The following is a 24,152-nucleotide window of genomic DNA, read 5'->3' on the forward strand; positions in this document are numbered from 1 at the left end:
TTGCTCACGAAGTGCGTACGTTTTCCGGCATCACGGACACTCCGGCCCGCACCGGAATCCGGCAACCGGGGCGAAACAGGGGAAAAATCCCGCACGCAGCGCTCACACACCTCCGCGCACCACCTGGGTGATCTTGTCCGGGATGCCGGTAATGGCCGGAATCCACAAGATCATCGGTATACGCACCGTGGGAGTCCTGCCACGTTCGGTCACGGATTCCAACAGGTCGGCTACGGGCCTTGTTGGGGGATCCGGCACTGTGCTGGAATCTCCCGGACCGCCGCATCACATCGAGCCGGCGCGCGCAGGGGGCGTGCACGAGTGCCGAGCGGCGGTGAAGGGCCTGCACGGCCTCCTCGACACTCAGAACGGGGCGGCCAGGGCCCCCATGACTCGACACCGTCCCTTTCGCCTCACCGCGGGGGACGCCTGGTCCAGAGGTTGCGACGCTAGTGCAGGGACGTTTCAAGAGGGACAGCGGCGCGGCGGGCGACCCGGAGCAGCAGCCCGGCGGGACCGGCAACGGTCCTGCGCAGGCGGCGGGCGACTCCGGGACGGCCACGCCGGGCACGTCTGCGGCCGGCGGACGGACGAGCACGCCCAGCGGTATCGAGGCGGGCCGGATCACCGGTCTGAACGGCAAACCCGGCTCCCGAATAGCCGTGCGCAACTGGCGCATCAGTACCCGCCTGGTGTCGCTGCTGGCCCTGCCGGTGGTCACCGCCGGCGCGCTCGGCGGCATGCGCGTCAACACCACGCTGCAGAACATCGACCAGCTGCAGCGGCTGGACTCGCTGACCGAGATCGCCGAGAAGGCGACCGTGCTGGCCGACGCCCTGGCCGAGGAGCGCGACAGCTCCGCCGGACCGCTCTCGTCCGGCCACACGACCGACGCGGTCTCCCAGGCCCGCACCGCCACCGACCGCGCGGAGAAGGCGTACCGCACCGCGAGCGACAACCTCTCGTCGTCCGGCGACCTCTACAGCGGCGTCCGCTCCAGCCTCATCGCCATCGACGTCCAGCTCGCGAGCCTCACCGCGCTGCGCGACAGCGCCTTCACCGAGACCTCGTCGATCGCCCAGACCGTCACCACGTACGACAGCTTCATCCAGTCCCTGCTGGGCCTGTCGGTCGACATGGCGCAGGCGACCCAGAACTCCGACATGGTGACGAGCACCCGTGCCCTGGCGGCCTTCTCGTCCGCCAAGGAGTACGAGTCGATCCAGCGCGCGGTGGTCAGCGCGGCCCTGGCCCAGAGCAGGAGCGGCGGCAAGGCCACCCTGCTGCCCGGTGACTACCAGGAGATGAAGCTGGCCTCCTCGCAGGAGGAGGTCAACCTCACCCGGTTCGCCAACATCTACGGCACGCGCAGCGCCGAGCTGCTCAAGCCGATCCAGGACGGCAACACCACCATCACCAAGCACGACACCGACGCGGTGCGTGTCGCGCGCTCGCCCGACGGCATCGCGGGCCTGTCGGGGTCGTACCTGGACTGGGACGACGCCGCCAAGACGAAGATCGACGCGATGAACCGCATCGAGCAGTCGCTGCTGGAGGAGATGCGGCAGAAGTCCCTGGAGCTCCAGGACTCCGCCAAGCAGGACGCGCTGATCTCCGGCGCGCTCATCCTGCTGGTCCTCGGCATCGCCGTGGTCGGCGCCTTCGTCGTCGCCCGCTCCATGATCCGCTCGCTGCGCCGGCTGCAGCAGACCGCCCAGGAGGTCGCCCAGAAGCGGCTGCCCGAGCTGGTCAAGCAGCTGTCCGACAGCGACCCGCAGGACGTCGACACCTCGGTCGCCTCGATCGGCATCAACAGCCGCGACGAGATCGGCCAGGTGGCCCGCGCGTTCGACGAGGTCCACAGCGAGGCCGTGCGGCTCGCCGCCGAGCAGGCCCTGCTGCGGGGCAACGTCAACGCGATGTTCACCAACCTCTCGCGCCGCAGCCAGGGCCTCATCCAGCGCCAGCTGTCGCTCATCTCCGAACTGGAGTCGCGCGAGGCCGACCCGGACCAGCTGTCCTCGCTGTTCAAGCTGGACCACCTCGCGACCCGTATGCGCCGCAACGGCGAGAACCTGCTGGTCCTCGCCGGTGAGGAGCCGGGCCGCCGGTGGACCCGGCCGGTCCCGCTGGTCGACGTGCTGCGCGCCGCAGCCTCCGAGGTGGAGCAGTACGAACGCATCGAGCTGACCTCCGTGCCCTCGGCCGAGGTCACCGGCCGCGTCGTCAACGACCTCGTGCACCTGCTCGCCGAGCTGCTGGAGAACGCCACGTCGTTCTCCTCGCCGCAGACCAAGGTGCGCGTCACCGGTCACGCCCTGCCCGACGGGCGGGTGCTGATCGAGATCCACGACACCGGTATCGGCCTGTCCCCGGAGGACCTGGCCGACATCAACGAGCGGCTGGCCAACCCGCCGACGGTGGACGTCTCCGTCTCCCGCCGCATGGGCCTGTTCGTGGTCGGCCGGCTGTCGCTGCGGCACGGTATCCGCATCCAGCTCCGCCCGTCCGACTCGGGCGGTACGACGGCGCTGGTCATGCTGCCGGTCGACGTCACGCAGGGCGCCGCCAAGGCGAACGCCGGAGCCGCCGGCCAGCGTCCCGGGGCCCCGGCCCCGGCCCCGGGCGGCCAGTCCGCGGCGGCCGGCGCCGTGCCGTCCGGCCCCGGCGGTCCCGGCCTCACCAGCGCGTTCGGCAACTCGCCGCAGGTCGGCAGGTCCGCACAGCGCGGCCAGGTGCAGGGCGGCGGGCAGCGTCCGGCGCTCAGCCCCGGCAACGTGCCGGACGCCTCCGGGCGCCCCGGTGGCCCGCAGCAGCCCCCGGCGCCCCGCTGGGCGGCGCAGGAGGGCCGGCAGGGCCAGGGCTTCGGCGACGACCGCGGCCTGCCGGACGCACCGCGCGGCCACGAGGACGTCGAGCCGGCGCCCGGCACCGGGGCCCGCGCGGACTTCCGGCAGGGCGGCGCGGACGACCCGTTCGGCGCCCGTCAGGACGGGCGCACCGGGCAGTTCCCGGCCCCGCAGACGCAGGACACCGGCCCCAGCGGCTTCCGCTCCGACGTCTTCGGCGGCCGTCCCGGCCCGCGCCAGGGCCCGTCGGCCACTCCCGACGCGCAGCCCGGCCAGGGTCAGGGCGGGCGCCCCGGCCAGGGCGGCCCGGGCGACACCGCGCAGTTCCCGGCGATCCGCGCCGAGGACGACTTCGCACCCGAGGGCTTCGGCCGCGACGGCTTCGGCCAGGACGGCTTCGGCCAGGACGCGCCGCGGCGCGAGGACACGGGGCAGTTCCCGGTCCGGCAGCAGGACGGCGGCGAGCGCCCCGAGCGGGACCTCCCGCGCGGCCGCACGCCGCAGGAGACGTACGGCACCGGGCAGTTCCCGGTGCAGGGCGGTCCCGGCGACACCGGGCAGTTCCCCCGCCCCGGCCGCGAGCAGGGCGACGGCACCGGGCAGTTCCGGCTCCCCGGCGGCCCCGGCGGCCGGGTGAACCCCGCCGCCCCCGCCGACACCGGCAGCTTCCGGGCCCCCGCCGGTCCGGGCGACACCGCGCAGTTCCCGCCGGTCCCGGCCCCGCCGCGGCCCGTGCAGCCCGGCCAGGGCAGCGGCCCCGGCGACACCGCGCAGTTCCCGGCCGTCCGCGCCGAGGACGGCTTCGGCGGCGGCACCGGCCAGTTCGCACCGCCCGCCGGCCGCCCGCAGGGCGCACCGGCCGGGCACGGCCTGCCCCCGCAGCAGCCCTACCAGGTGCCGGGTCTCGACGGGCCCGAGGGCGGCGACGGCACCGGCTCGCACCGCGGCCTGTTCCAGCCGCGCCGGGACCAGCCGCGCCAGGAGCCGCAGCCCGCGGAGCCGATGGCGCTGCCGCCGGCCCCGACGCGCGGGGACGAGCCGACGCCGATCTTCTCGGCGATCGAGTCCGACTGGTTCCGCACGGGCCAGGCGGAGCGGATGCAGCAGATCCACGTCGAGCAGGCCGGCCAGGGCCAGCAGGCTCCCGCGCCGCGCCCGGTGGGCCGCACCGCGCCGCCGCAGCGCCCCCGCACGACCGAACGCCCGGGTACGGCCGCCCCGCAGGCGCGGCCCGCCGCCCCGCAGAGCTCCCCCCAGCAGGCGCAGGCCGCGCCCGCAGGGCCGGTGGCGCAGCCGCTGCCGCGGGAGACGCCGAACTGGCGCACGTCGCCCAACGACGCGCTGCGCCAGCGCGCGGAGTCGGTGCGCGAGCCGTCCGCGGGCGGGGTCACCCCGTCGGGGCTGCCGCGCCGGGTGCCGCGCGCGAACCTCGTGCCCGGCGGCGCCGCGCAGGCGCAGCCGCAGCAGGGCGGTCCGCAGGTCTCCCGCGCCCCGGACGACGTCCGCGGCCGGCTGACCAACCTCCGGCGGGGTATCCAGCAGGGCCGGCAGGCCGGTGGCGGGCCCACCGACGGCCGTGGTTTCGGTACGAATCATCAGGAGCGTTAGTTGAGTGCGATGAGCCAGGCGGCACAGAACCTGAACTGGTTGATCACCAACTTCGTGGACAACACCCCCGGGGTGTCCCACACCGTGGTGGTCTCCGCCGACGGCCTGCTGCTCGCGATGTCCGACGGATTCCCCCGCGACCGCGCCGACCAGCTCGCCGCCGTCGCGTCAGGACTGACCTCGCTGACCGCCGGGGCCTCCCGCATCTTCGAGGGCGGCAACGTCAACCAGACCGTCGTCGAGATGGAACGCGGCTTCCTCTTCATCATGTCCGTCTCCGACGGCTCCTCCCTCGCAGTACTCGCCCACCCCGAGTGCGACATCGGCCTCGTCGGCTACGAAATGGCCCTGCTCGTCGACCGCGCAGGCACCGTACTCACCCCCGACCTCAGGGCAGAACTGCAGGGCAGCCTGATGCAGTAGCCCTGCACCCGACGCGGGCGCGCGGACCTCCCTCCGCCGCCCGCGCCACCGTCCGAACATCCGCCCGCACGTTCCCGTTTTTCCGCACCGCGACACGCACTGCCCGGACACGGAGGACCCTCATGACCCCGCCACCCGCCTCGCCGGGCCAAGGCCCGTACGGCGCGTCACATCACGCGCCGTACGGAGTGGAAGGCGACCAGCCGCTGGTGCGGCCGTACGCCATGACCGGTGGCCGCACCAGGCCCCGCTACCAGCTGGCGATAGAGGCGCTGGTGAGCACCACCGCCGACCCGATGCAGTACGCGGGACTGCTGCCGGAGCACCAGCGGATCTGCCACCTGACGCGCGAGATCAAGTCGGTGGCCGAGATCTCGGCACTGCTCGCCATCCCCCTGGGCGTGGCCCGCATCCTCGTGGCCGACCTCGCCGAGGCCGGCATGGTGGCCATCCACCAGCCCGGCAGCGGCGAGGCCGGCGGCCAGCCAGACGTGACTCTGCTTGAGAGGGTGCTCAGTGGACTTCGGAAGCTCTAGAGCACAGCCGCAGCCGTCGTACGGCTCGCAGCCGGCGCGGTCGACCACCTCCGCGAAGATCGTGGTCGCGGGCGGCTTCGGCGTGGGCAAGACCACGTTCGTCGGCGCCGTCTCCGAGATCAACCCGCTGCGCACCGAGGCCGTCATGACCTCGGCGTCGGCCGGCATCGACGACCTCAGCCACGTCCAGGACAAGACCACCACCACGGTCGCCATGGACTTCGGCCGCATCACGCTCGACGACGACCTGATCCTCTACCTGTTCGGCACCCCCGGCCAGGACCGCTTCTGGTTCATGTGGGACGACCTCGTGCGGGGCGCCATCGGCGCCGTCGTCCTCGTCGACACCAGGCGGCTGGCCGACTGCTTCCCCGCCGTCGACTACTTCGAGAACAGCGGCCTGCCCTTCGTCATCGCCCTCAACGGCTTCGACGGACACCAGCCGTACCGTCCCGAGGAGGTGCGGGAGGCGCTGCAGATCGGTCCCGAGGCGCCCATCATCACCACCGACGCCCGGCACCGCGCCGAGGCCAAGAGCGCGCTCATCACCCTCGTCGAACACGCCCTGCTGGCACGTCTCAAGTAGCACATGCCACCGGCGACTTGCCGGTGGAGGGGCTCGTGGCGGGCCGCCCGTGTCGTGCGACACGGGCGGCCCGCCTTCATAACATTTCGAGAGAGTTTCCGCCCGCGGCGACCACGGGACGCGCTCGGCCGGTGTCGCAGCGCGTACATATTTGCCGGCGTATGTCTGGTTTTCGGAGGATCGTCGGCTCTCCGCACGCCGGACACGCCTCCCCCGCGCTCTTCCCACACGTTTGGCTAGTACCCCCATGACGTGCTGGAATTCGCAGAACCCGAGCGTAGGAACGGCCGTCGTTGCGCCGTCGCCGAGAGGTTGTTGGTCCAGTGAGGAACACCAGGCGAGCCGAGACGGGGTCCGAGCACGGCCCGCGGGGGAATTTCACCCCGCCCCAGCGCCCCGGAGGCACTCCCGCGGACAGCGCGGGCGAGGTCCCCGCACCGCCCGACCCGGGCGGCCGCTTCAGCGTGCGCAACTGGCGGGTGGCCACCCGGCTGAACGCGATCCTCCTCATACCCGTGCTCGTCGCCCTCGTCTTCGGCGGCTTCCGCGTCAACAGCGCCGTCACCACCTGGCACCAGGCCGACGACGCGGTGCGCACCGCCGAACTGGTCCGCGCCGCCGCGACGTACAGCAACGCACTGATCAACGAGCGGGACAACACGGTGGTTCCGCTGCTCGCCGGGAAGACCGACGACCCGGCCGTGAAGGCCGCGCGGGTTGCCACCGACACCGCCGCCCAGTCCTTCAACGACGCGGCGGCCCGCATGCCGCACGAGGCCGGTCTGGTGCGCCGGATGGCCACCTTCCGCTCGGTCGAGCCGCAGCTCGCCTCACTCCGCAAGGCCGCGTACACCAAGAAGCTCAGCGGCGTGCAGACCGAGGAGTGGTACGTCAGGATCCAGCACCCGCTGATGGAGCTGGCCAACGAGCTGGGCTACGGCACCAGCAACATCACCGCCTACGGCCGCACGCTCTACGCCGACTCGCTGTCCAAGGCGGCGGAGTCGCTGACCCGCGCGATCGGCATGCACATCCTGGTCGAGCAGGACCCCTCCCCCGACGAGCTGGCGCTGATGAAGACGGCGCTCGGCTCGTACCAGTACCTGGAGGGCATCGCCCTGGAGGAGTACAACAGCGGCGGCACCACGCAGGACGTGCAGCGGCTGAAGGACGCGCAGAACGCCGCGCTCCAGAAGGGCCGGGACGCCGCGGCGCAGGCCAAGGACAAGGCGACCGCCGCCGGGCAGCAGTTCGTGGTGCCGCCGGCGCTGACCAAGATGGTCACCGAGATCGCCACCCCGGGCCGCACCACCGAGCAGCTCGCCGCCGAGGGCATCACGCCCGAGACCTACTTCGCGGCCTCCACGCTGTCCTTCGACGCCTACCGCACCGTCGAGGTGGCACTCGCCGACCAGGCGGCCTCGGACGCGGCGAAGATCGCCTCCGACGCCAAGCGGGACGCGATCGTCAACGCGGTGGTCGTGGTCCTCGCGCTGATCGCCGCCTTCGTGGTGGCCGGCATGATGGCGCGCACCATGAGCCGCAGCATGCGGCGGCTGCGCGGGGCGGCCTTCGAGATCGCCGAGACCCGGCTGCCCGCCATGGTCGACCAGCTGTCGCGCACCGACCCCGGGCGGGTGGACACCTCGGTCGCGCCCATCCCCATCACCACCCGCGACGAGATCGGCGAGGTCGCCCGCGCCTTCGACCAGGTCCACCGCGAGGCGGTCCGGCTGGCGTCGGAGCAGGCGCTGCTGCGCGGCAACGTCAACGCGATCTTCACCAACCTCAGCCTGCGCAACCAGGGCCTCATCCAGCGGCAGCTGGAGCTGATCACGGACCTGGAGAACAACGAGGCGGATCCGGACCAGCTGGAGAGCCTCTTCCGGATGGACCACCTCGCGACCCGTATGCGGCGCAACGGCGAGAACCTGCTGGTCCTCGCGGGCGAGGAGCCGGTCCGGCAGTGGAACCAGGCGGTGCCGCTGGTCGACGTGCTGCGCGCGGCCGCCTCCGAGGTGGAGGCCTACGACCGCATCGAGCTGATCGGGATCCCGGACACCGACATCCACGGCAGCGCGGTCAGCGACCTGGTGCACCTGCTGGCCGAGCTGCTGGAGAACGCCACCACCTTCTCCTCGCCGCAGACCAAGGTGCGGGTGACCGCGACCCGGCTGCCGGACGGCCGGGTGATGGTGGAGATCCACGACAAGGGCATCGGCCTGACCGCCGAGGACTTCGCCGACATCAACCACAAGCTGGCCGACCCGCCCACGGTGGACGTCGAGGTCGCCAAGCGCATGGGCCTGTTCGTGGTCGGCCGGCTGGCCGACCGGCACGGCATCCGCGTCCAGCTGCGGCCCTCCGGGGAGCAGGCGGGCACCACCTCGCTGGTGATGCTGCCCGAGCCGATCACCCACGGCGGTGGCGGCGAGGAGGAACTCGGCGGCAGCGAGAACGACTTCACCGTCTCGCGGATCGTCCCGGACGCCTTCGGCACGGCCACGCCGAGCGGCCGCACCGCGGCCGAGCTGGGCTTCGACGACTCCCGCTACGAGCAGGGCGGCCTCGACCCCGTGGGCCGCTCGCTGCGGCACGGCGACCGCCGGGCGCAGCTGGAGGCGGCCGTCGCCGCCGACCGCGCCGCCGAGCCGCCCGCCCCGCCGGAGCACCGGCAGGCGCCCGCGCAGGGCGCCGCAGCACCGCAGCAGGACCCGGAGGCCGGATACGGGCCGCAGGGCGGCTACGAGGCCGCGCAGGGCTACTCGCAGGGCTACGACGCCGGTTTCCCCCAGCAGTCGTACGAGCAGCCCCTCCAGGGCGGCTACGACGCGCAGGGCTACCCCGTGCCGCAGCAGCCGGACGGCTACGCCCAGGGGGGCGGTTACGAGACGTCCTACGGCCAGGGCTACGAGCAGCCCTACGCGCAGGGCTACGGGCAGCCGCCCCAGCAGAACGGATTCTTCGGGCAGACGTACGACCGGCAGGGCACGAGCGCCCCTGCGTCCTACGACGCGGGCGGCGACGGCGGCTACGGCGCGGGCGGCTACCCGCCGGCGGGCGGCGGGAGCGGGCAGCAGGCCGGCGCCGCAGACTACCGGCCTGCTCAGGGCGAGTGGCCGGGATCGGACGGGGGTGTAACCGAATCCGTTCCGCAGCTCCCCGAGCAGCCGTCGGACAGCGTAGGCTCCCCCTCGCTGACGGACGCCGGACTGCCGCGCCGCGACCGGAAGCCCCGTACGTCACAGCAGGATCAGCCCGCTCAGGAGTCGCCACAGCCCCAGAACCAGCCCCAGCCGGACGCCTCCGGTTGGCGGTCGAACAACGACGAGAACTGGCAGCGGGCCGAGACGGTCCGCGAGCCGAAGGCAGGCGGGGTCACCCCCTCCGGCCTGCCACGGCGGGTACCCAAGGCCAACCTGGTCCCGGGTGCCGCAACGCAGACCCCGCAGGGCGGCCCACAGGTCTCCCGCGCACCCGAAGACGTCCGCGGCCGGTTGAGTAACCTGCGGCGTGGCGTCCAGCAAGGGCGCACTGCTGGAACTGACACGAACGGACAGGCCTCCGACCCCCACTTCGGCGGCCCACAGAACCAGGAGCGCTAAGTTGAGTCCGATGAGCCAGGCGGCACAGAACCTGAACTGGTTGATCACCAACTTCGTGGACAACACCCCCGGGGTGTCCCACACCGTGGTGGTCTCCGCCGACGGCCTGCTGCTCGCGATGTCCGACGGATTCCCCCGCGACCGCGCCGACCAGCTCGCCGCCGTCGCGTCAGGACTGACCTCGCTGACCGCCGGGGCCTCCCGCATCTTCGAGGGCGGCAACGTCAACCAGACCGTCGTCGAGATGGAACGCGGCTTCCTCTTCATCATGTCCGTCTCCGACGGCTCCTCCCTCGCAGTACTCGCCCACCCCGAGTGCGACATCGGCCTCGTCGGCTACGAAATGGCCCTGCTCGTCGACCGCGCAGGCACCGTACTCACCCCCGACCTCAGGGCAGAACTGCAGGGCAGCCTGCTCGACTGAGCGTCGTCTTACCAGCGAACGGGCGTGCGGGCCCGCGACCGTCCCGGAACAGGGGCGGGCAGCGGGCACCGCGGCCGCAAGGAGGAGGACTCGTGAGCACGTCACCCGGCGCGCAGCCGTACGGCAGCTCGCACCAGCCGCCTGCGAATCCGTACCACCCGCAGCCAACGGCCGCGGGACGGCGCCCGCAGACGCCGAGCGGTTTCGTACGTCCGTACGCCATGACCGGCGGCCGCACCAGGCCGCGCTACCAGCTCGCCATCGAGGCGCTGGTCAGCACCACCGCGGACCCCGAGCGGCTGCGCGGTCAGCTGCCGGAGCACCAGCGGATCTGCCTGCTGTGCCGTGAGGTCAAGTCGATCGCGGAGATCTCCGCGCTGCTGACGATCCCGCTCGGCGTGGTCAGGATCCTGGTGGCCGACCTGGCCGAGGCCGGGCTGGTCACGATTCACCAGCCGGGCGGCGACGAGGCCGCCGGCGGACAGCCAGATGTGACACTGCTTGAGAGGGTGCTCAGTGGACTTCGGAAGCTCTAGCGGCCCGGCGCGCGCCACTACTTCCGCGAAAATCGTCGTGGCGGGCGGCTTCGGCGTGGGCAAGACCACGTTCGTCGGCGCCGTCTCCGAGATCAACCCGCTGCGCACCGAGGCCGTCATGACCTCGGCGTCGGCCGGCATCGACGACCTCAGCCACGTCCAGGACAAGACCACCACCACGGTCGCCATGGACTTCGGCCGCATCACGCTGGACCAGGACCTGATCCTCTACCTGTTCGGCACCCCCGGCCAGGACCGCTTCTGGTTCATGTGGGACGACCTCGTGCGGGGCGCCATCGGCGCCGTCGTCCTCGTCGACACCAGGCGGCTGGCCGACTGCTTCCCCGCCGTCGACTACTTCGAGAACAGCGGCCTGCCCTTCGTCATCGCCCTCAACGGCTTCGACGGACACCAGCCGTACAGCCCCGAAGAGGTCCGCGAGGCGCTGCAGATCGGTCCCGAGGCGCCCATCATCACCACCGACGCCCGGCACCGCGCCGAGGCCAAGAGCGCGCTCATCACCCTCGTCGAGCACGCCCTGCTGGCCCGCCTGCGCTGAGCGCACGTACGCGAAGGGGCCCCGCAACCGTTCCGGTTGCGGGGCCCCTTCGCGTACGGCGCGGGGCGGGCTCAGCCCTGCCAGGAGTGCGGGGCGCGGAAGCCCGGGGTGCGCTCCAGCCGGCGCCAGCCGGCGGTGGAGCGGGCGGGACGGGCGGGAGCGCCGTCACCGCCGGCCGCGGCCCGGGCGAGCAGGATCGCGGTGATCGCGGCCAGCTCCTCGGGGGCGACATGGCCCTTCTCGACGCGCACGAGGGAATCGGCGGGTGTGCTCACAGTGGTCTCCATGGGTACTGGCTACCGGGGTGGTGGCGGTTGCCGGGCGGCAGGTTCGCGGGGTGGGCGGCTGCGGGTGCGGGCTACTGCGGCGGGTTGCCGTGCTTGCGCGAGGGTAGGTCCGCGTGCTTGGTGCGGAGCATGGCCAGCGAGCTGATCAGCACCTCGCGGGTCTCCGCCGGGTCGATGACGTCGTCCACCAGGCCGCGTTCGGCGGCGTAGTAGGGATGCATCAGCTCGGCCTTGTACTCCTTGACCATGGCGGCGCGCATGGCCTCGGGGTCGTCGGCACCGGCGATCTGCCGGCGGAAGATGACGTTGGCCGCGCCCTCGGCGCCCATCACCGCGATCTCGTTGGTCGGCCACGCGTAGGTCAGGTCGGCGCCGATGGACTGGCTGTCCATCACGATGTACGCGCCGCCGTAGGCCTTGCGCAGGATCAGCGAGATCCTCGGCACGGTGGCGTTGCAGTAGGCGTACAGCAGCTTGGCACCGTGCCTGATGATCCCACCGTGCTCCTGACTGACGCCCGGGAGGAAGCCGGGGACGTCCAACAGGGTGATGATCGGGATGTTGAAGGCGTCGCACATTTGCACGAAGCGGGCCGACTTCTCGGACGCCTCGATGTCCAGCACGCCGGCCAGCGACGCGGGCTGGTTGGCGACGATGCCGACCACCTGGCCGCCGAGCCGGGTCAGGGCGCAGATGATGTTGGTGGCCCAGCGCTCGTGGACCTCCAGGTACTCGCCGTCGTCGACGATCTCCTCGATGACCTTGTGCATGTCGTACGAGCGGTTCGCGTCGGCGGGCACCAGGTCGAGCAGCGCCTCGCTGCGCCGGTCGGCCGGGTCCTGGCTCTCGACGGCCGGCGGGTTCTCCCGGTTGTTCTGCGGCAGCAGCGAGAGCAGGTAGCGCACCTCCTCCAGGCAGGTCTGCTCGTCGTCGTACGCGAAGTGCGCGACGCCGGAGACCGCGGAGTGGACGTCCGCGCCGCCCAGCCCGTTCTGGGTGATCTGCTCGCCGGTGACGGCCTGGACCACGTCCGGGCCGGTGATGAACATCTGCGAGGTCTCGCGGACCATGAAGACGAAGTCGGTGAGCGCCGGGGAGTACGCGGCGCCGCCCGCGCACGGGCCGAGCATCACGCTGATCTGCGGGATGACACCGGACGCGCGCGTGTTGCGCTGGAAGATGCCGCCGTAGCCGGCGAGCGCGGAGACGCCCTCCTGGATACGGGCGCCGGCGCCGTCGTTGAGCGAGATCAGCGGGGCGCCGGCCGCGATGGCCATGTCCATGATCTTGTGGATCTTCGTGGCGTGCGCCTCGCCGAGCGCCCCGCCGAAGATCCGGAAGTCGTGCGCGTAGACGAAGACCGTCCGGCCGTGGACGGCGCCCCAGCCGGTGATCACACCGTCGGTGTAGGGGCGCTTCTCCTCCAGGCCGAAGCCCGTCGCGCGGTGCCGCCGCAGCGGCTCCACCTCGCGGAAGGTGCCCTCGTCGAGCAGCAGGTCGATCCGCTCGCGGGCGGTCAGCTTGCCCTTGGCGCGCTGTGCCTCGGTCGCCTTCTCGCTCGGTCCGGCGACGACCTGGGCGCGGATGGCGAGGAGCTCGGCCACCCGTCCCCGGGTGTCGGTCACCTCTGCGGGCACCTCTTCCGATGTGGTCATGCAACGACAGTACGAGCCGGGAGCCGGGAAATGGGCCATCGACTTCGTACAGTGTCCGTCGCCGCTTCATGGCGGAATCCCACAGAAGCCGGTCGGCGGCCGTGTTCCGCTTCCGTGCGCGGGGCCCGCGCAATCCGCGGGCCCCGCCTCGTTCACCGTCCCCGCCGGGTCAGCGGCCCTCGACCGCGGCGGCCAGTGCGAGCAGCCGGCGGGCCTCCTCGACATGCAGGTTCTCGATCATCCTGCCGTCCACGGTGACCACTCCACGGCCCTGTGACGTGGCCTGATCGAAGGCCTCGACGATCCTCCGGGCCCTTTCGACGTTCTCCTTCGCCGGTGCGAAGATCCGGTTGCAGGGCTCGATCTGCTTCGGGTGGATGAGGGTCTTGCCGTCGAAGCCGAACTGGCGGGCTTGGAGGGTTTCCGCTTCGAATCCGGGCAGATCCGTGACGTCGTTGTAGACACCGTCCAAGACGGCCTTGCCCTCGGCGCGGGCCGCGAGCAGCGCGAGGGAGAGCGCCCCGAGCAGCGGGGCGCGTCCCGGGACGTGCTCGGCGTGCAGTTCCTTGGCCAGGTCGTTGGTGCCCAGGACCAGCACGGTCAGCCGCTCGGAGGCGGCCGCGACCGCCCGCGCGGCGAACATCGCAGCCGGCGTCTCGACCATCGCCCAGACCGCGGTGCGGTCCGGGGCGCCGGCCGCCTCCAGGGCGGTGACCACGGCGGTCACGGTGCCGGGGTCGTCCACCTTGGGCACGACGACGGCGTCCGGCCCGGCCTGCGCGGCGGCCCTCAGGTCGTCCGCGTGCCACGGGGTGCCCGGCGCGTTGACGCGTACGGTCACCTCGCGGTGGCCGAAGCCGCCGGCCGCGACGGCGGCGGCGACCCGCTCGCGGGCGGCGGGCTTGGCGTCGGGGGCGACGGAGTCCTCCAGGTCGAGGATCAGCGCGTCGGCCGGCAGGGTGCGGGCCTTCTCCAGGGCGCGCTCGTTGGCGCCGGGCATGTAGAGGACGGAGCGGCGGGGACGCGGGGTCCCGGCGGGGGCGGTCGTCACAGGCCCACCCTCTCGGCCGCCGCGTAGGAGGCGGCCAGTTCGGGGTCGCGCGCGGCGAGCGCGTCGGCGAGTTCGGCGACCACCCGGCACTGCTTGTAGGTCGCGTCGTCCTGCATCTTGCCGTCGATCATGACGGCGCCCGTGCCGTCGCCCATCGCGCCGATCACCCGCCGGGCCCACGCCACGTCGGCGGGCGCCGGCGAGAAGACCCGCTTGGCGACGTCGATCTGGGCAGGGTGCAGCGTCCAGGCGCCGACGCAGCCGAGCAGGAAGGCGTTGCGGAACTGGTCCTCGCAGGCCGTGAGGTCCTGGATGTCGCCGAAGGGCCCGTAGTACGGCAGGATGCCGTGCGCGGCGCAGGCGTCCACCATGCGGGCGATGGTGTAGTGCCACAGGTCCTGCTGGTGCGTGACGCGGGGGGCGTCGCCCTGGGGGTCCTCGCGGACGAGGTAGCCGGGGTGGCCGCCGCCGACCCGGGTGGTCTTCATCCGTCGGCTCGCGGCCAGGTCGGCCGGGCCGAGCGAGATGCCCTGCATGCGGGGGCTGGCGCCGGCGATCTCCTCGACGTTGCCGACGCCTGCGGCGGTCTCCAGGATCGCGTGCACCAGCAGCGGCCGGTCCAGGCCCGCGCGTGCCTCCAGCTGGGCGAGCAGCCGGTCCACGTAGTGGATGTCCTGGGCGCCCTCCACCTTGGGCACCATCACCACGTCGAGCCGGTCGCCGATCTCGGTGACCAGGGTGATCAGGTCGTCCAGGGCCCAGGGCGAGTCCAGGCTGTTGATCCTGGTCCACAGCTGGGTGCCGCCGAGGTCGGCCTGCCGTGCGACGGAGACCAGCCCCGCACGGGCGGCCTCCTTGCGGTCGGCGGGAACGGCGTCCTCCAGGTTGCCGAGCAGCACGTCCACCCGCCGGGCCAGGGCGGGCACCTTGGCGGCCATCTTCTCGTTGCCGGGGTCGAAGAAGTGGATCATCCGCGAGGGCCGGAAGGGCACCTCGTGCAGGGGGGCCGGCGCCCCCACGGCCAGCGGGCGGAAGAAGTCCTTCGCCGAGCGCATGCGTTCTCCCGGTGGGTCGGGTCGAGGGTTCGCCGCTCACCCTATGGCCGCCGGGCCGCGGAGGTTACCCGTCAGTATGTGTGCTGTTGGTCACCGGACGTCAGGTCCGCGCCCCCATCGTGCGCGATCCCCCGCTCCCGCCGGGTGCTGACGCGCGCGGGGCGGGCCGCCGGATGCCCGGCGCCCGCCCCGCCGCCCGCCTCACTCCTGCGGTTCGAGCCCGGCCCGCAGCAGCCCGTAGGCGTAGGCGTCGTCCAGCGCCTGCCAGCTCGCGGCGATGACGTTGTCCGCGACGCCCACCGAGGACCACTCGAACTCGCCGTCCGTGGTCGTGATCAGCACGCGCGTCGTGGAGTCGGTACCGCGGGTGCCCTCCAGGATGCGGACCTTGTAGTCGACGAGCGCGAACTCGGCGAGCTTGGGGTAGATCCGCTCCAGCGCCTTCAGCAGCGCCCTGTCCAGCGCGTTGACCGGGCCGTTGCCCTCGGCGGTCGCGACGATCCGCTCCCCCTTGGCCCACAGCTTGACCGTCGCCTCGTTGGCGTGCACGCCGTCGGGACGGTCCTCGGTGATGACCCGCCAGGACTCGGTGCGGAAGAAGCGCCGCGGCCCGCCGTCCACCGTGCGGTCCATCTCGCCGCGCAGCAGCAGCGCGAAGGACGCGTCCGCGGCCTCGTACGTGTAGCCCTGCAGCTCGCGCTCCTTGACACGCGCCACCACCCGGCCCACCAGCTCGCGGTCCTCGCCGAGGTCGATGCCCAGCTCGCGGCCCTTGAGCTCGATCGAGGCGCGGCCGGCCATGTCGGACACCAGCATCCGCATGGTGTTGCCGACCAGCTCGGGGTCGATGTGCTGGTAGAGGTCCGGGTCCACCTTGATCGCCGAGGCGTGCAGGCCCGCCTTGTGCGCGAACGCCGAGACCCCCACGTACGGCTGGTGCGTGGACGGCGGCAGGTTGACGGCCTCGGCGATGGCGTGCGAGATGCTGGTCATCTTCGCGAGCGCGCCCTCGGGCAGCACCCGGCGGCCGTGCTTGAGCTCCAGCGCCGCGACGACGGGGAAGAGGTTGGCGTTGCCGACCCGTTCGCCGTAGCCGTTGGCGGTGCACTGCACGTGCGTGGCACCGGCGTCGACCGCGGCAAGGGTGTTGGCGACCGCGCAGCCGCCGTCGTCCTGCGCGTGGATGCCGAGCCGCGCGCCGGTGTCGGCGAGCACCAGTCCGGTGACGGCCTGCACCTGCGCGGGCAGCATCCCGCCGTTGGTGTCGCACAGGACGACCACGGACGCGCCCGCCTCGTGCGCGGCCCGTACGACCGCGGTGGCGTACTCGGCGTTGGCGCGGTAGCCGTCGAAGAAGTGCTCGCAGTCGACGAACACCCTGCGCCCCTGCGCCACCAGGTGGGAGACGGTGTCGGAGACCATCGCCAGGTTCTCGTCCAGCGTCGTGCGCAGCGCCAGCTCGACGTGCCGGTCGTGCGATTTGGCGACGAGCGTGATCACCGGCGCCCCCGAGTCGAGCAGCGCCTTGACCTGCGGGTCGTCCGCGGCCTTCCCACCCGCCCGGCGGGTCGCGCCGAACGCCACCAGGGTGGCGTGTTCGAGGTCCAGCTCCTGGGCGGCTCGTGCGAAGAATTCGGTGTCCCGTGGGTTCGCCCCGGGCCAGCCGCCCTCGATGAACCCCACCCCGAAGTCGTCCAGGTGCCGGGCGATCGTCAGCTTGTCGGCGACGGTGAGGTTGATCCCCTCACGCTGGGCGCCGTCGCGCAGCGTGGTGTCGAACACGTGGAAGCTGTCGTGCGGTGCGGCAGTCATGGCTTGAGAAACTCCTGTCGGGTGGTGAGTGGGTTACCGCCCGGGGCTCCGGCCCCGGGCGGATCCAGCTCCACTTGCCCCCATCATCCCCGTGCGTTTCCGCCTCCGGCGCGGGTGGTCCGGAAACGAAAAAACCTCTCGCGGATGCGAGAGGTCTGCACGCGGGTCTGGGACACGGTGACGTTCCACTGGGGTCAGGGCAACGTCACTGCGGACCGGCGTGCTTGCTGCCAATAATGACGGCGAGATGCACGCGGTCAGTGTTGCACAACCCCGCCGCTCCGCGGGACGGGATCTCACCATGCGGGCGCCTGCGCCGAGCGGGGCGGTGCGCCGGGGACGCGGGGAACCGCGCCCCCGGGCGACCCGCCGCCGCGGGGCGGGGGCGGTCACGCGCCGAGCGGGTGCATCCAGCCGTGGGGGTCGGGGGCCTGGCCGGTCTGGATGTCGAGGAGCGCGGCACGCAGCCGCATGGTGACCTCGCCGGGGGTCCCGTCCGCGACGACCCAGTCGGCCCGGGTGGACTTCACCGAGCCGACCGGCGTGATGACCGCGGCCGTGCCGCAGGCGAAGACCTCCGTGAGGCTGCCGTCCTCGTTGTGGCTGCGCCAGTCGTCGACGCCGATACGGCCCTCGGCCACCTCGTAGCCGAGGTCCGCGGCGATGCGCAGCAGCGAGTCGCGGGTGATGCCCGGGAGCAGGGAGCCGCTCAGCTCCGGGGTGACGATGCGGTTGCCGTACACGAAGTACAGGTTCATGCCGCCCATCTCCTCGATCCAGCGGCGCTCGATCGCGTCGAGCCACACCACCTGGTCGCAGCCGTGCTCTGTGGCCTGGGCCTGGGCGACGAGGGAGGCCGCGTAGTTGCCGCCGGTCTTGGCGGCGCCGGTGCCGCCGGGGGCGGCGCGGACGTACTCCTCGGAGAGCCACACGGAGACGGGCTGGACACCGCCGGAGAAGTACGCACCGGCCGGGGAGGCGATGACGACGAAGAGGTACTCGTTGGCGGGGCGGACACCGAGGCCGACCTCGGTGGCGAACATGAAGGGCCGCAGGTACAGGGAGGCCTCACCGGCGCTGGGGACCCAGCCGCGGTCCTGCCGGACGAGCACGTCGCAGGCCTCGATGAAGGTCTCCACGGGCAGCTCGGGCATGGCCAGCCGGCGGGCGGAGGCCCGGAAGCGCTCGGCGTTGGCCTCCGGGCGGAAGGTGGCGACGGTCCCGTCGGGCTGCCGGTAGGCCTTGAGGCCCTCGAAGATGGTCTGCGCGTAGTGCAGCGTCATGTTCGCGGGCTCGATCGACAGCGGCGCGTACGGCACCAGCTGCGCGTCGTGCCAGCCGCGGCCCTCGGTCCACTTGATGGTGACCATGTGGTCGGTGAAGTGGCGGCCGAAGCCGGGGTCGGCCAGGATCGCGTCGCGCTCGGCGACGGGCAGCGGGTGCGCGGACGGCTTCAGCTCGATCGTGGGCGTCGTCATGGTGTGTGTCCTTCAGGTGCGTCGTGTTCTGCTGCCGTGTCCGCTGCCACCTGTGGCGCCCCATTTGCTAGGACGTCCAAGTTCCAGGCCGTAACGCGGCCCCGCCTCCGATTATCGCAGTGGCGGGGCCGGGTACCTACCTGCGGTGCCGGGTCAGCCGGAAACCCGGGCGGCCAGCGCGTCGCCGATCTCGACCGTGGAGCGGGCGGGGCCGCCGGTGCGCTCGGCGAGATCGGCCTGGACGGCGGCGTCGATCCGGTCGGCCTCCGCGTCGTAGCCGAGGTGGCGCAGCAGCAGCGCCACGGACAGCACGGTCGCGGTCGGGTCGGCCTTGGACTGGCCGGCGATGTCCGGGGCCGAGCCGTGGACCGGCTCGAACATCGACGGGAACTCACGGCCGGGGTTGATGTTGCCGCTCGCGGCGACGCCGATGCCGCCGGAGACGGCCGCGGCGAGGTCGGTGATGATGTCGCCGAAGAGGTTGTCGGTGACGATGACGTCGAAGCGCTCGGGCTGGGTGACCAGGAAGATGGTCGCGGCGTCGACGTGCAGGTAGTCGGTGCTGACCTCGGGGTACTCCCGGCCGACCTGCTCGAAGATCCGGGTCCACAGGTGGCCGGCGTGCACGAGCACGTTGTTCTTGTGCACCAGCGTGAGCTTCTTGCGCGGGCGGGCCTGCGCCCGGTCGTACGCGTCGCGCACCACGCGCTCGATGCCGAACGCGGTGTTGAGGCTGACCTCGGTGGCGACCTCGTGCGGGGTGCCGGTGCGGATCACCCCGCCGTTGCCGGTGTAGGGGCCTTCGGTGCCCTCGCGGACGACGACGAAGTCGATCTGCGGGCTGCCCGCGAGGGGGGTGCCGACACCCGGGTAGAGCTTGCTCGGGCGCAGGTTCACGTGGTGGTCGAAGGCGAAGCGCAGTTTGAGCAGGAAGCCGCGCTCCAGCACGCCCGAGGGCACGGACGGGTCGCCGATCGCGCCCAGCAGGATCGCGTCGTGCTGCTTGAGCTGCTCCAGGTCCTCGTCGGTGAGGGTCTGCCCGGTGGCGTGATACCGCTTGGCGCCGAAGTCGAACTCCTTCGTCTCCAGCTTGGTGTCGGAGGGAAGGACGGCGGAGAGGACCTTGAGGCCCTCGGCGACCACTTCCTGGCCGATTCCGTCACCGGGGATCACTGCGAGGCTGAGGCTTCGAGACATGTCCGGAACCGTACTCCCCATCCCAGCCGGTGACATCCGATGTCCGCATGTCGGACATCGGTGGACGGCGGCCCGGTCAGGGGCGCGCGGCCCCGGCAGGGAGTGGGATCAGTCGTTCTCGTGGCCGGTGCTGCCGCCGTTGTCACGGCGGTCCAGGCTGCGCTGGAGGGCGCGCAGGGCGTTCTGGCGGGCGGTGTCGTCCATGAGGGATCAACTCCTGGAAGAAAGCGGGAGGAACGGGCGGAGGTGCCGCGGTACTGCGAGGAGGACGCGGAACGGGGCGGGGGTCCGGCCGCGGGGGTGACCCGCTCGGGTGGCCTGCTGGACGCACTTCCGCCGCTCGCCGGATGGGCGAGACGTCTCGCTTCCTACAAAGCTAGGACAGCCTGCTCGTCCTGTCGCCACAATTACTCGGACTTCCTACTATCTGAGACAGACGATCACCCGTTCGCGGACCCGGTGGTCGCGAACGGGTGATCGTCGGGGAGCGCCCGCGGCGCCCGCCGTCAGCCCATGTGCGGGTAGCGGTAGTCCGTGGGCGGCGCCAGGGCCTCCTTGATGGCCCGGGTGGACGTCCAGCGCATCAGGTTCTGCGCCGCGCCCGCCTTGTCGTTGGTGCCCGAGGCGCGGCCGCCGCCGAAGGGCTGCTGACCGACGACGGCACCGGTCGACTTGTCGTTGACGTAGAAGTTGCCCGCCGCGTCCCGCAGCCGCTCGGTCGTGTACGTCACCGCGGTCCGGTCCCGGGCGATGACCGACCCGGTCAGGGCGTAGTCGGCGACGGACTCCATCTGGTCCAGCATCGCCTCGTAGGCCCCTTCCTCACCGTCGTCGTAGACGTGCACGGCGAGCACCGGGCCGAAGTACTCCTGCGTGAAGACCTCGTTGCCCGGGTCGGTGCAGGCGAGCACGGTCGGGCGGACGAACCAGCCCACCGAGTCGTCGTACGTGCCGCCCGCGACGACCTCGATCGTCGGGTCGGCCTTGGCGCGGTCGATGGCGGCCTTGTTCTTGGCGAAGGCCCGCTCGTCGATGAGGGCGCCGACGAAGTTGGACAGGTCGGTGACGTCGCCCATCGTGATGCCGTCGACCTCGGCCGCGAAGTCCTCCTTGAAGCCGGACTCCCAGATCGAGCGCGGGATGTACGCGCGCGAGGTCGCCGAGCACTTCTGGCCCTGGTACTCGAAGGCGCCGCGCGTCAGCGCCGTCCTGAGCACCGCCGGATCCGCGGAGGGGTGTGCGACCAGGAAGTCCTTGCCGCCGGTCTCGCCGACGATCCGCGGGTAGGAGCGGTAGCGCTCGATGTTCTCGCCGACCGTGCGCCACAGGTGCCGGAAGGTCCGGGTGGAGCCGGTGAAGTGGATGCCGGCCAGCATCGGGTGCGGCAGCGCGACCTCGGAGACCGCCAGGCCGTCGCCGGTCACCAGGTTGATGACGCCGTCGGGCAGGCCGGCCTCCCGCAGCACCCGCATGACCTGCACCGCCGAGTGGGTCTGTGTGGGCGACGGCTTCCACACCACGACGTTGCCCATGAGGGCGGGCGCGGTGGGCAGGTTGCCGGCGATGGCGGTGAAGTTGAAGGGTGTGATCGCGTAGACGAAGCCCTCCAGCGGCCGGTGGTCCAGCCGGTTCCACACGCCGGGCGCGTTGACGACCGGCTGCTCGGCGAGGATCTGCCGGGCGTAGTGGACGTTGAAGCGCCAGAAGTCGACGAGTTCGCAGGGGCTGTCGATCTCCGCCTGCTGCACGGTCTTGGACTGGCCGAGCATGGTGGAGGCGACCAGCGTCTCCCGCCAGGGGCCGGACATCAGCTCGGCGGCGCGCAGGAAGACCGCGGCGCGCTCGTCGAAGGGCAGCGCGCGCCAGGCCGGGGCCGCGGCCAGGGCGGCGTCGATCGCGTCGCGCGCGTCCTGTTCCGTGGCGTTGGCGTAGGTGCCCAGGACCTGCGCGTGGTTGTGCGGCTGCACGACGTCGAAGCGCTCGCCGCCGCCCATCCGCTCGGTGCCGCCGATGGTCATCGGCAGCTCGGCGGGGTGCGCGGCCAGCTCCTTGAGCCTGGCCTCCAGACGGGCCCGCTCGGGGCTGCCGGGGGCGTAGGTGTGCACCGGCTCGTTGACCGGGGCGGGGACCTGGGTCACGGCGTCCATGGGAGTGTCTCCTCGGGGGGTCGGGCCGTCAGCGGCCGGCGGCGGGGGCGAAGGAGCGCAGGAAGAAGGCCAGGTTGGCGGGGCGCTCGGCGAGGCGGCGCATGAAGTATCCGTACCAGTCTGCGCCGTACGGCACATAGATCCGCATACGTTCCCCTTCGTCCGCGAGCCGCCGCTGCTCGGCGGTGCGGATGCCGTAGAGCATCTGGAACTCGTACGTGCCGGGGGCGCGGCCGTGGCGTGCGGCGAACTCCTGGGCGATGGCGATCATGCGCGGGTCGTGCGAGCCGACCATCGGGTAGCCGTCGCCGGCGAAGAGCGTGCGCAGCGCGCGGACGTACGCCTTGTCGACGTCCCGCTTGTTCTGGAAGGCGACCCGGGCCGGCTCCTTGTAGGCGCCCTTGACCAGCCGCACCCGGGAGCCGGCGACGGCGAGCGCGCGGGCGTCCTCCTCGGTGCGGAAGAGGTAGGACTGCAGGACCGCGCCGGTGCCCGGGTGCTCCTTGCGCAGCTCGGCGAGGATCGCGAGCGTGGAGTCCACGGTGGTGTGGTCCTCCATGTCCAGCGTCACCGTGGTTCCGGTCTCGGAGGCCAGTTCGGCGACGGCCCGGACACCCGCGAGCGCGATGTCGTGGCCGCCGTCGGGAAGGGCCTGGCCGAAGGCGGACAGCTTGACCGAGACCTCGGCGCGGGCGCCGAGCCGCTCGTCGCGCAGCGTCTCCAGCAGACGCAGGTAGGCGTCACGGGTCGCGGTGGCGGTGGCCCGGTCGGTGACGTCCTCGCCGAGGTGGTCGAGGGTGACGTCCAGGCCGCTCGCGGTGAGGGCGCGCACGGTGTCGAGGGCGGGGTGCAGGGCGTCGCCGGCGACGAAGCGGTTCACGACCGGGCGGGTGACGGGCGCGGCGGCGACGACGCGGCGCATGCGGTCGCTGCGCGAGGCGGCGAGCAACACGGGACCGAACACGGGTGTCCTCCAGAACACGTCCGGAACAGCAGGATCGTCGGCGGACAGGCTCCGACACCGTGAAATCTAGGCCTCGCCCGCCCGCCCGGCCATCGACAGCTGTCACGCATCGCCCCGCCGTCCCTCATACAGATGTATGAGGGACAATGGCCGGGTGCGAGCTGAGTACGGGGACCACAGCGATCTCCAGGACCTGGTCGACGAGGTGTCGGCGCTGCTCGGCGCCCCCGCCACGCTGGAGGACCGGGACTTCCGGCTGATCGCCTTCGGGGTGCACGACAGCGAGGACGCGGCGGCGCTCGACCCCGTGCGCACCCGCTCCATCCTGACCCGCCACTCCACCGCGGAGGTGCGCGCGTGGTTCGAGCGGTTCGGCATCGCGCGCGCCACCGGCCCGCTCCGCATCCCCGCCGCCCCCGACGCGGGCGTGGTGCGCGGACGGCTGTGCCTGCCCGTGCGGCACGCCGGGTTCGTCTACGGCTACGTGTGGCTGCTGGACGAGGCCGAGCACTCCCCCGCCCAGCTGTCCGCCGCGATGGCGGTGGCCGGCCGGATCGGCGAGCGGCTCGCCGCGATGTCGCTGGCCGGGGCCGAGACCGGGCGGGCGCTGCGCGCGCTGCTGACCGCCTCCGGGCGCGCCGACCGGGACACCGCCGAGGACGCGCTGCGGCTGGCCCTGGACCGCGACGCGGACGAGCCGCACGCGCTGGTGTGCGTCCGCGCGCCCGCCGGGGAGACCCCGGGCGCGCTGCCGGGGCTGCGGACCGTCCCGTCGGGCGCGGCGCTGGCCCGGGTGCCGGAGCGGGGGCGCGGCGAGCTGGTCGCGCTGCTGGTGCGGCTGCGCGCCCGGGAGGTGCTGGGCCCGGCCCGGACGGCCGCGGCCCGGCTGCTCGACGCGGTGGGATCGCCCGGCGCGGTGGCCGGGATCGGCGCGCCGCGCGGCACGCTGGGCGAGCTTCCCGCGGCCTGGCGCGAGGCCACGTCGGCGGCGCGGGCCGCGCACGCGCAGCCCGAGCTGGGCCCGATCGCGAAGTGGTCGACGCTCGGCCCCTACCGGCTGCTCACCGCGCTGCCCACCGGGACGCCTCCGGACCCCGCGGTCGCGCCGCTGCTCACCCCGGACCACCAGGAGCTGGCGCACACCGCCGAGGTCTTCCTCGACCACGCCGGCCAGGCCGGGCGGACGGCCACCGCGCTCGCCATCCACCGGCAGACGCTGTACTACCGGCTCTCCCGGATCGAGCAGCTCACCGGTCTCGACCTCGCGGACGGCGAGGCCCGGCTGCTGCTGCACATGGCGCTCAAGGCCGCCCGGCTGTGACGTTCCGCCCGGGGAACGCCGCGGCGCCGCCCCCTCGGTGCGAGGGGGCGGCGCCGGGG

Annotated in this window: 18 protein-coding genes; 9 read left to right on the forward strand and 9 right to left on the reverse strand. The window is 72.6% G+C overall.

Going from position 1 to position 24,152, the window contains the following annotated elements; translation table 11 throughout:
• Positions 1-452 precede the first annotated feature (452 nt).
• From ACH4SE_RS15360 to ACH4SE_RS15395, 8 genes are all read left to right on the forward strand, one after another.
• Positions 453-4,457: a nitrate- and nitrite sensing domain-containing protein gene (locus tag ACH4SE_RS15360; protein WP_398543864.1), complete on the forward strand. Its 4,005-nt coding sequence runs from the start codon at positions 453-455 to the stop codon at positions 4,455-4,457.
• A gap of 9 nt (positions 4,458-4,466) precedes the next feature.
• A complete protein-coding gene (locus tag ACH4SE_RS15365; protein WP_398544096.1) occupies positions 4,467-4,880 on the forward strand; it encodes a roadblock/LC7 domain-containing protein in 414 nt (137 codons plus the stop codon).
• 122 nt (positions 4,881-5,002) lie between these two features.
• Positions 5,003-5,416, forward strand: coding sequence for a DUF742 domain-containing protein (locus tag ACH4SE_RS15370; protein ID WP_398543865.1), 414 nt, complete (start codon positions 5,003-5,005; stop codon positions 5,414-5,416).
• On the forward strand, positions 5,397-6,002 hold the full coding sequence (locus ACH4SE_RS15375; RefSeq protein ID WP_398543866.1) for a GTP-binding protein: 606 nt from the start codon (positions 5,397-5,399) through the stop codon (positions 6,000-6,002). Before ACH4SE_RS15370 ends, ACH4SE_RS15375 begins: the two co-directional genes overlap by 20 nt.
• Before the next feature lie 323 nt (positions 6,003-6,325).
• Positions 6,326-9,607, forward strand: a complete 3,282-nt coding sequence (locus ACH4SE_RS15380) for a nitrate- and nitrite sensing domain-containing protein (RefSeq protein WP_398543867.1) — start codon at positions 6,326-6,328, stop codon at positions 9,605-9,607.
• Positions 9,608-9,617: 10 nt separating this feature from the next.
• The gene (locus ACH4SE_RS15385) at positions 9,618-10,031 is read left to right on the forward strand and encodes a roadblock/LC7 domain-containing protein (RefSeq protein ID WP_398543868.1); all 414 of its coding nucleotides are present in this window, start codon (positions 9,618-9,620) and stop codon (positions 10,029-10,031) included.
• On the forward strand, positions 10,028-10,567 hold the full coding sequence (locus tag ACH4SE_RS15390) for a DUF742 domain-containing protein (protein WP_398544097.1): 540 nt from the start codon (positions 10,028-10,030) through the stop codon (positions 10,565-10,567). The genes ACH4SE_RS15385 and ACH4SE_RS15390 overlap by 4 nt, the downstream gene beginning before the upstream one ends.
• Complete coding sequence (locus tag ACH4SE_RS15395; protein ID WP_398186889.1) at positions 10,548-11,126, forward strand: GTP-binding protein; 579 nt, start codon at positions 10,548-10,550, stop codon at positions 11,124-11,126. The genes ACH4SE_RS15390 and ACH4SE_RS15395 overlap by 20 nt, the downstream gene beginning before the upstream one ends.
• A 71-nt stretch (positions 11,127-11,197) precedes the next feature.
• Here the strand turns inward: ACH4SE_RS15395 and ACH4SE_RS15400 are convergent, their stop codons facing one another.
• The 9 genes from ACH4SE_RS15400 to ACH4SE_RS15440 form a co-directional block, all read right to left on the reverse strand.
• Positions 11,198-11,413 (reverse strand): acyl-CoA carboxylase subunit epsilon, encoded by a 216-nt coding sequence (locus ACH4SE_RS15400; protein ID WP_398543869.1) that lies wholly within the window; start codon positions 11,411-11,413, stop codon positions 11,198-11,200.
• Positions 11,414-11,484: 71 nt separating this feature from the next.
• On the reverse strand, positions 11,485-13,068 hold the full coding sequence (locus ACH4SE_RS15405; protein WP_398543870.1) for an acyl-CoA carboxylase subunit beta: 1,584 nt from the start codon (positions 13,066-13,068) through the stop codon (positions 11,485-11,487).
• A 169-nt stretch (positions 13,069-13,237) separates the two neighbouring features.
• Positions 13,238-14,119, reverse strand: a complete 882-nt coding sequence (locus ACH4SE_RS15410) for an HpcH/HpaI aldolase/citrate lyase family protein (protein ID WP_398543871.1) — start codon at positions 14,117-14,119, stop codon at positions 13,238-13,240.
• Positions 14,116-15,174, reverse strand: coding sequence for an HpcH/HpaI aldolase/citrate lyase family protein (locus tag ACH4SE_RS15415; protein WP_398543872.1), 1,059 nt, complete (start codon positions 15,172-15,174; stop codon positions 14,116-14,118). Before ACH4SE_RS15415 ends, ACH4SE_RS15410 begins: the two co-directional genes overlap by 4 nt.
• 201 nt (positions 15,175-15,375) lie before the next feature.
• Positions 15,376-16,986 (reverse strand): citramalate synthase, encoded by a 1,611-nt coding sequence (cimA, locus tag ACH4SE_RS15420; protein ID WP_398543873.1) that lies wholly within the window; start codon positions 16,984-16,986, stop codon positions 15,376-15,378.
• Positions 16,987-17,375: 389 nt separating this feature from the next.
• The gene (locus ACH4SE_RS15425; protein ID WP_398543874.1) at positions 17,376-18,464 is read right to left on the reverse strand and encodes a branched-chain amino acid aminotransferase; all 1,089 of its coding nucleotides are present in this window, start codon (positions 18,462-18,464) and stop codon (positions 17,376-17,378) included.
• A 153-nt stretch (positions 18,465-18,617) separates the two neighbouring features.
• Positions 18,618-19,661, reverse strand: a complete 1,044-nt coding sequence (locus ACH4SE_RS15430; protein ID WP_398543875.1) for a 3-isopropylmalate dehydrogenase — start codon at positions 19,659-19,661, stop codon at positions 18,618-18,620.
• Positions 19,662-20,167: 506 nt separating this feature from the next.
• A complete protein-coding gene (gene pruA, locus ACH4SE_RS15435; RefSeq protein WP_398543876.1) occupies positions 20,168-21,808 on the reverse strand; it encodes an L-glutamate gamma-semialdehyde dehydrogenase in 1,641 nt (546 codons plus the stop codon).
• A gap of 28 nt (positions 21,809-21,836) precedes the next feature.
• The gene (locus ACH4SE_RS15440; protein WP_398543877.1) at positions 21,837-22,772 is read right to left on the reverse strand and encodes a proline dehydrogenase family protein; all 936 of its coding nucleotides are present in this window, start codon (positions 22,770-22,772) and stop codon (positions 21,837-21,839) included.
• A 136-nt stretch (positions 22,773-22,908) separates the two neighbouring features.
• Between ACH4SE_RS15440 and ACH4SE_RS15445 the strand changes: the two genes are divergently transcribed.
• Positions 22,909-24,093 carry a PucR family transcriptional regulator gene (locus tag ACH4SE_RS15445; RefSeq protein WP_398543878.1) on the forward strand — a complete coding sequence of 395 codons (1,185 nt, stop codon included), beginning with the start codon at positions 22,909-22,911 and terminating at the stop codon, positions 24,091-24,093.
• Positions 24,094-24,152 lie beyond the last annotated feature (59 nt).

This window comes from Streptomyces sp. NPDC020983 (genome assembly GCF_044333485.1).
Classification (GTDB): domain Bacteria; phylum Actinomycetota; class Actinomycetes; order Streptomycetales; family Streptomycetaceae; genus Actinacidiphila.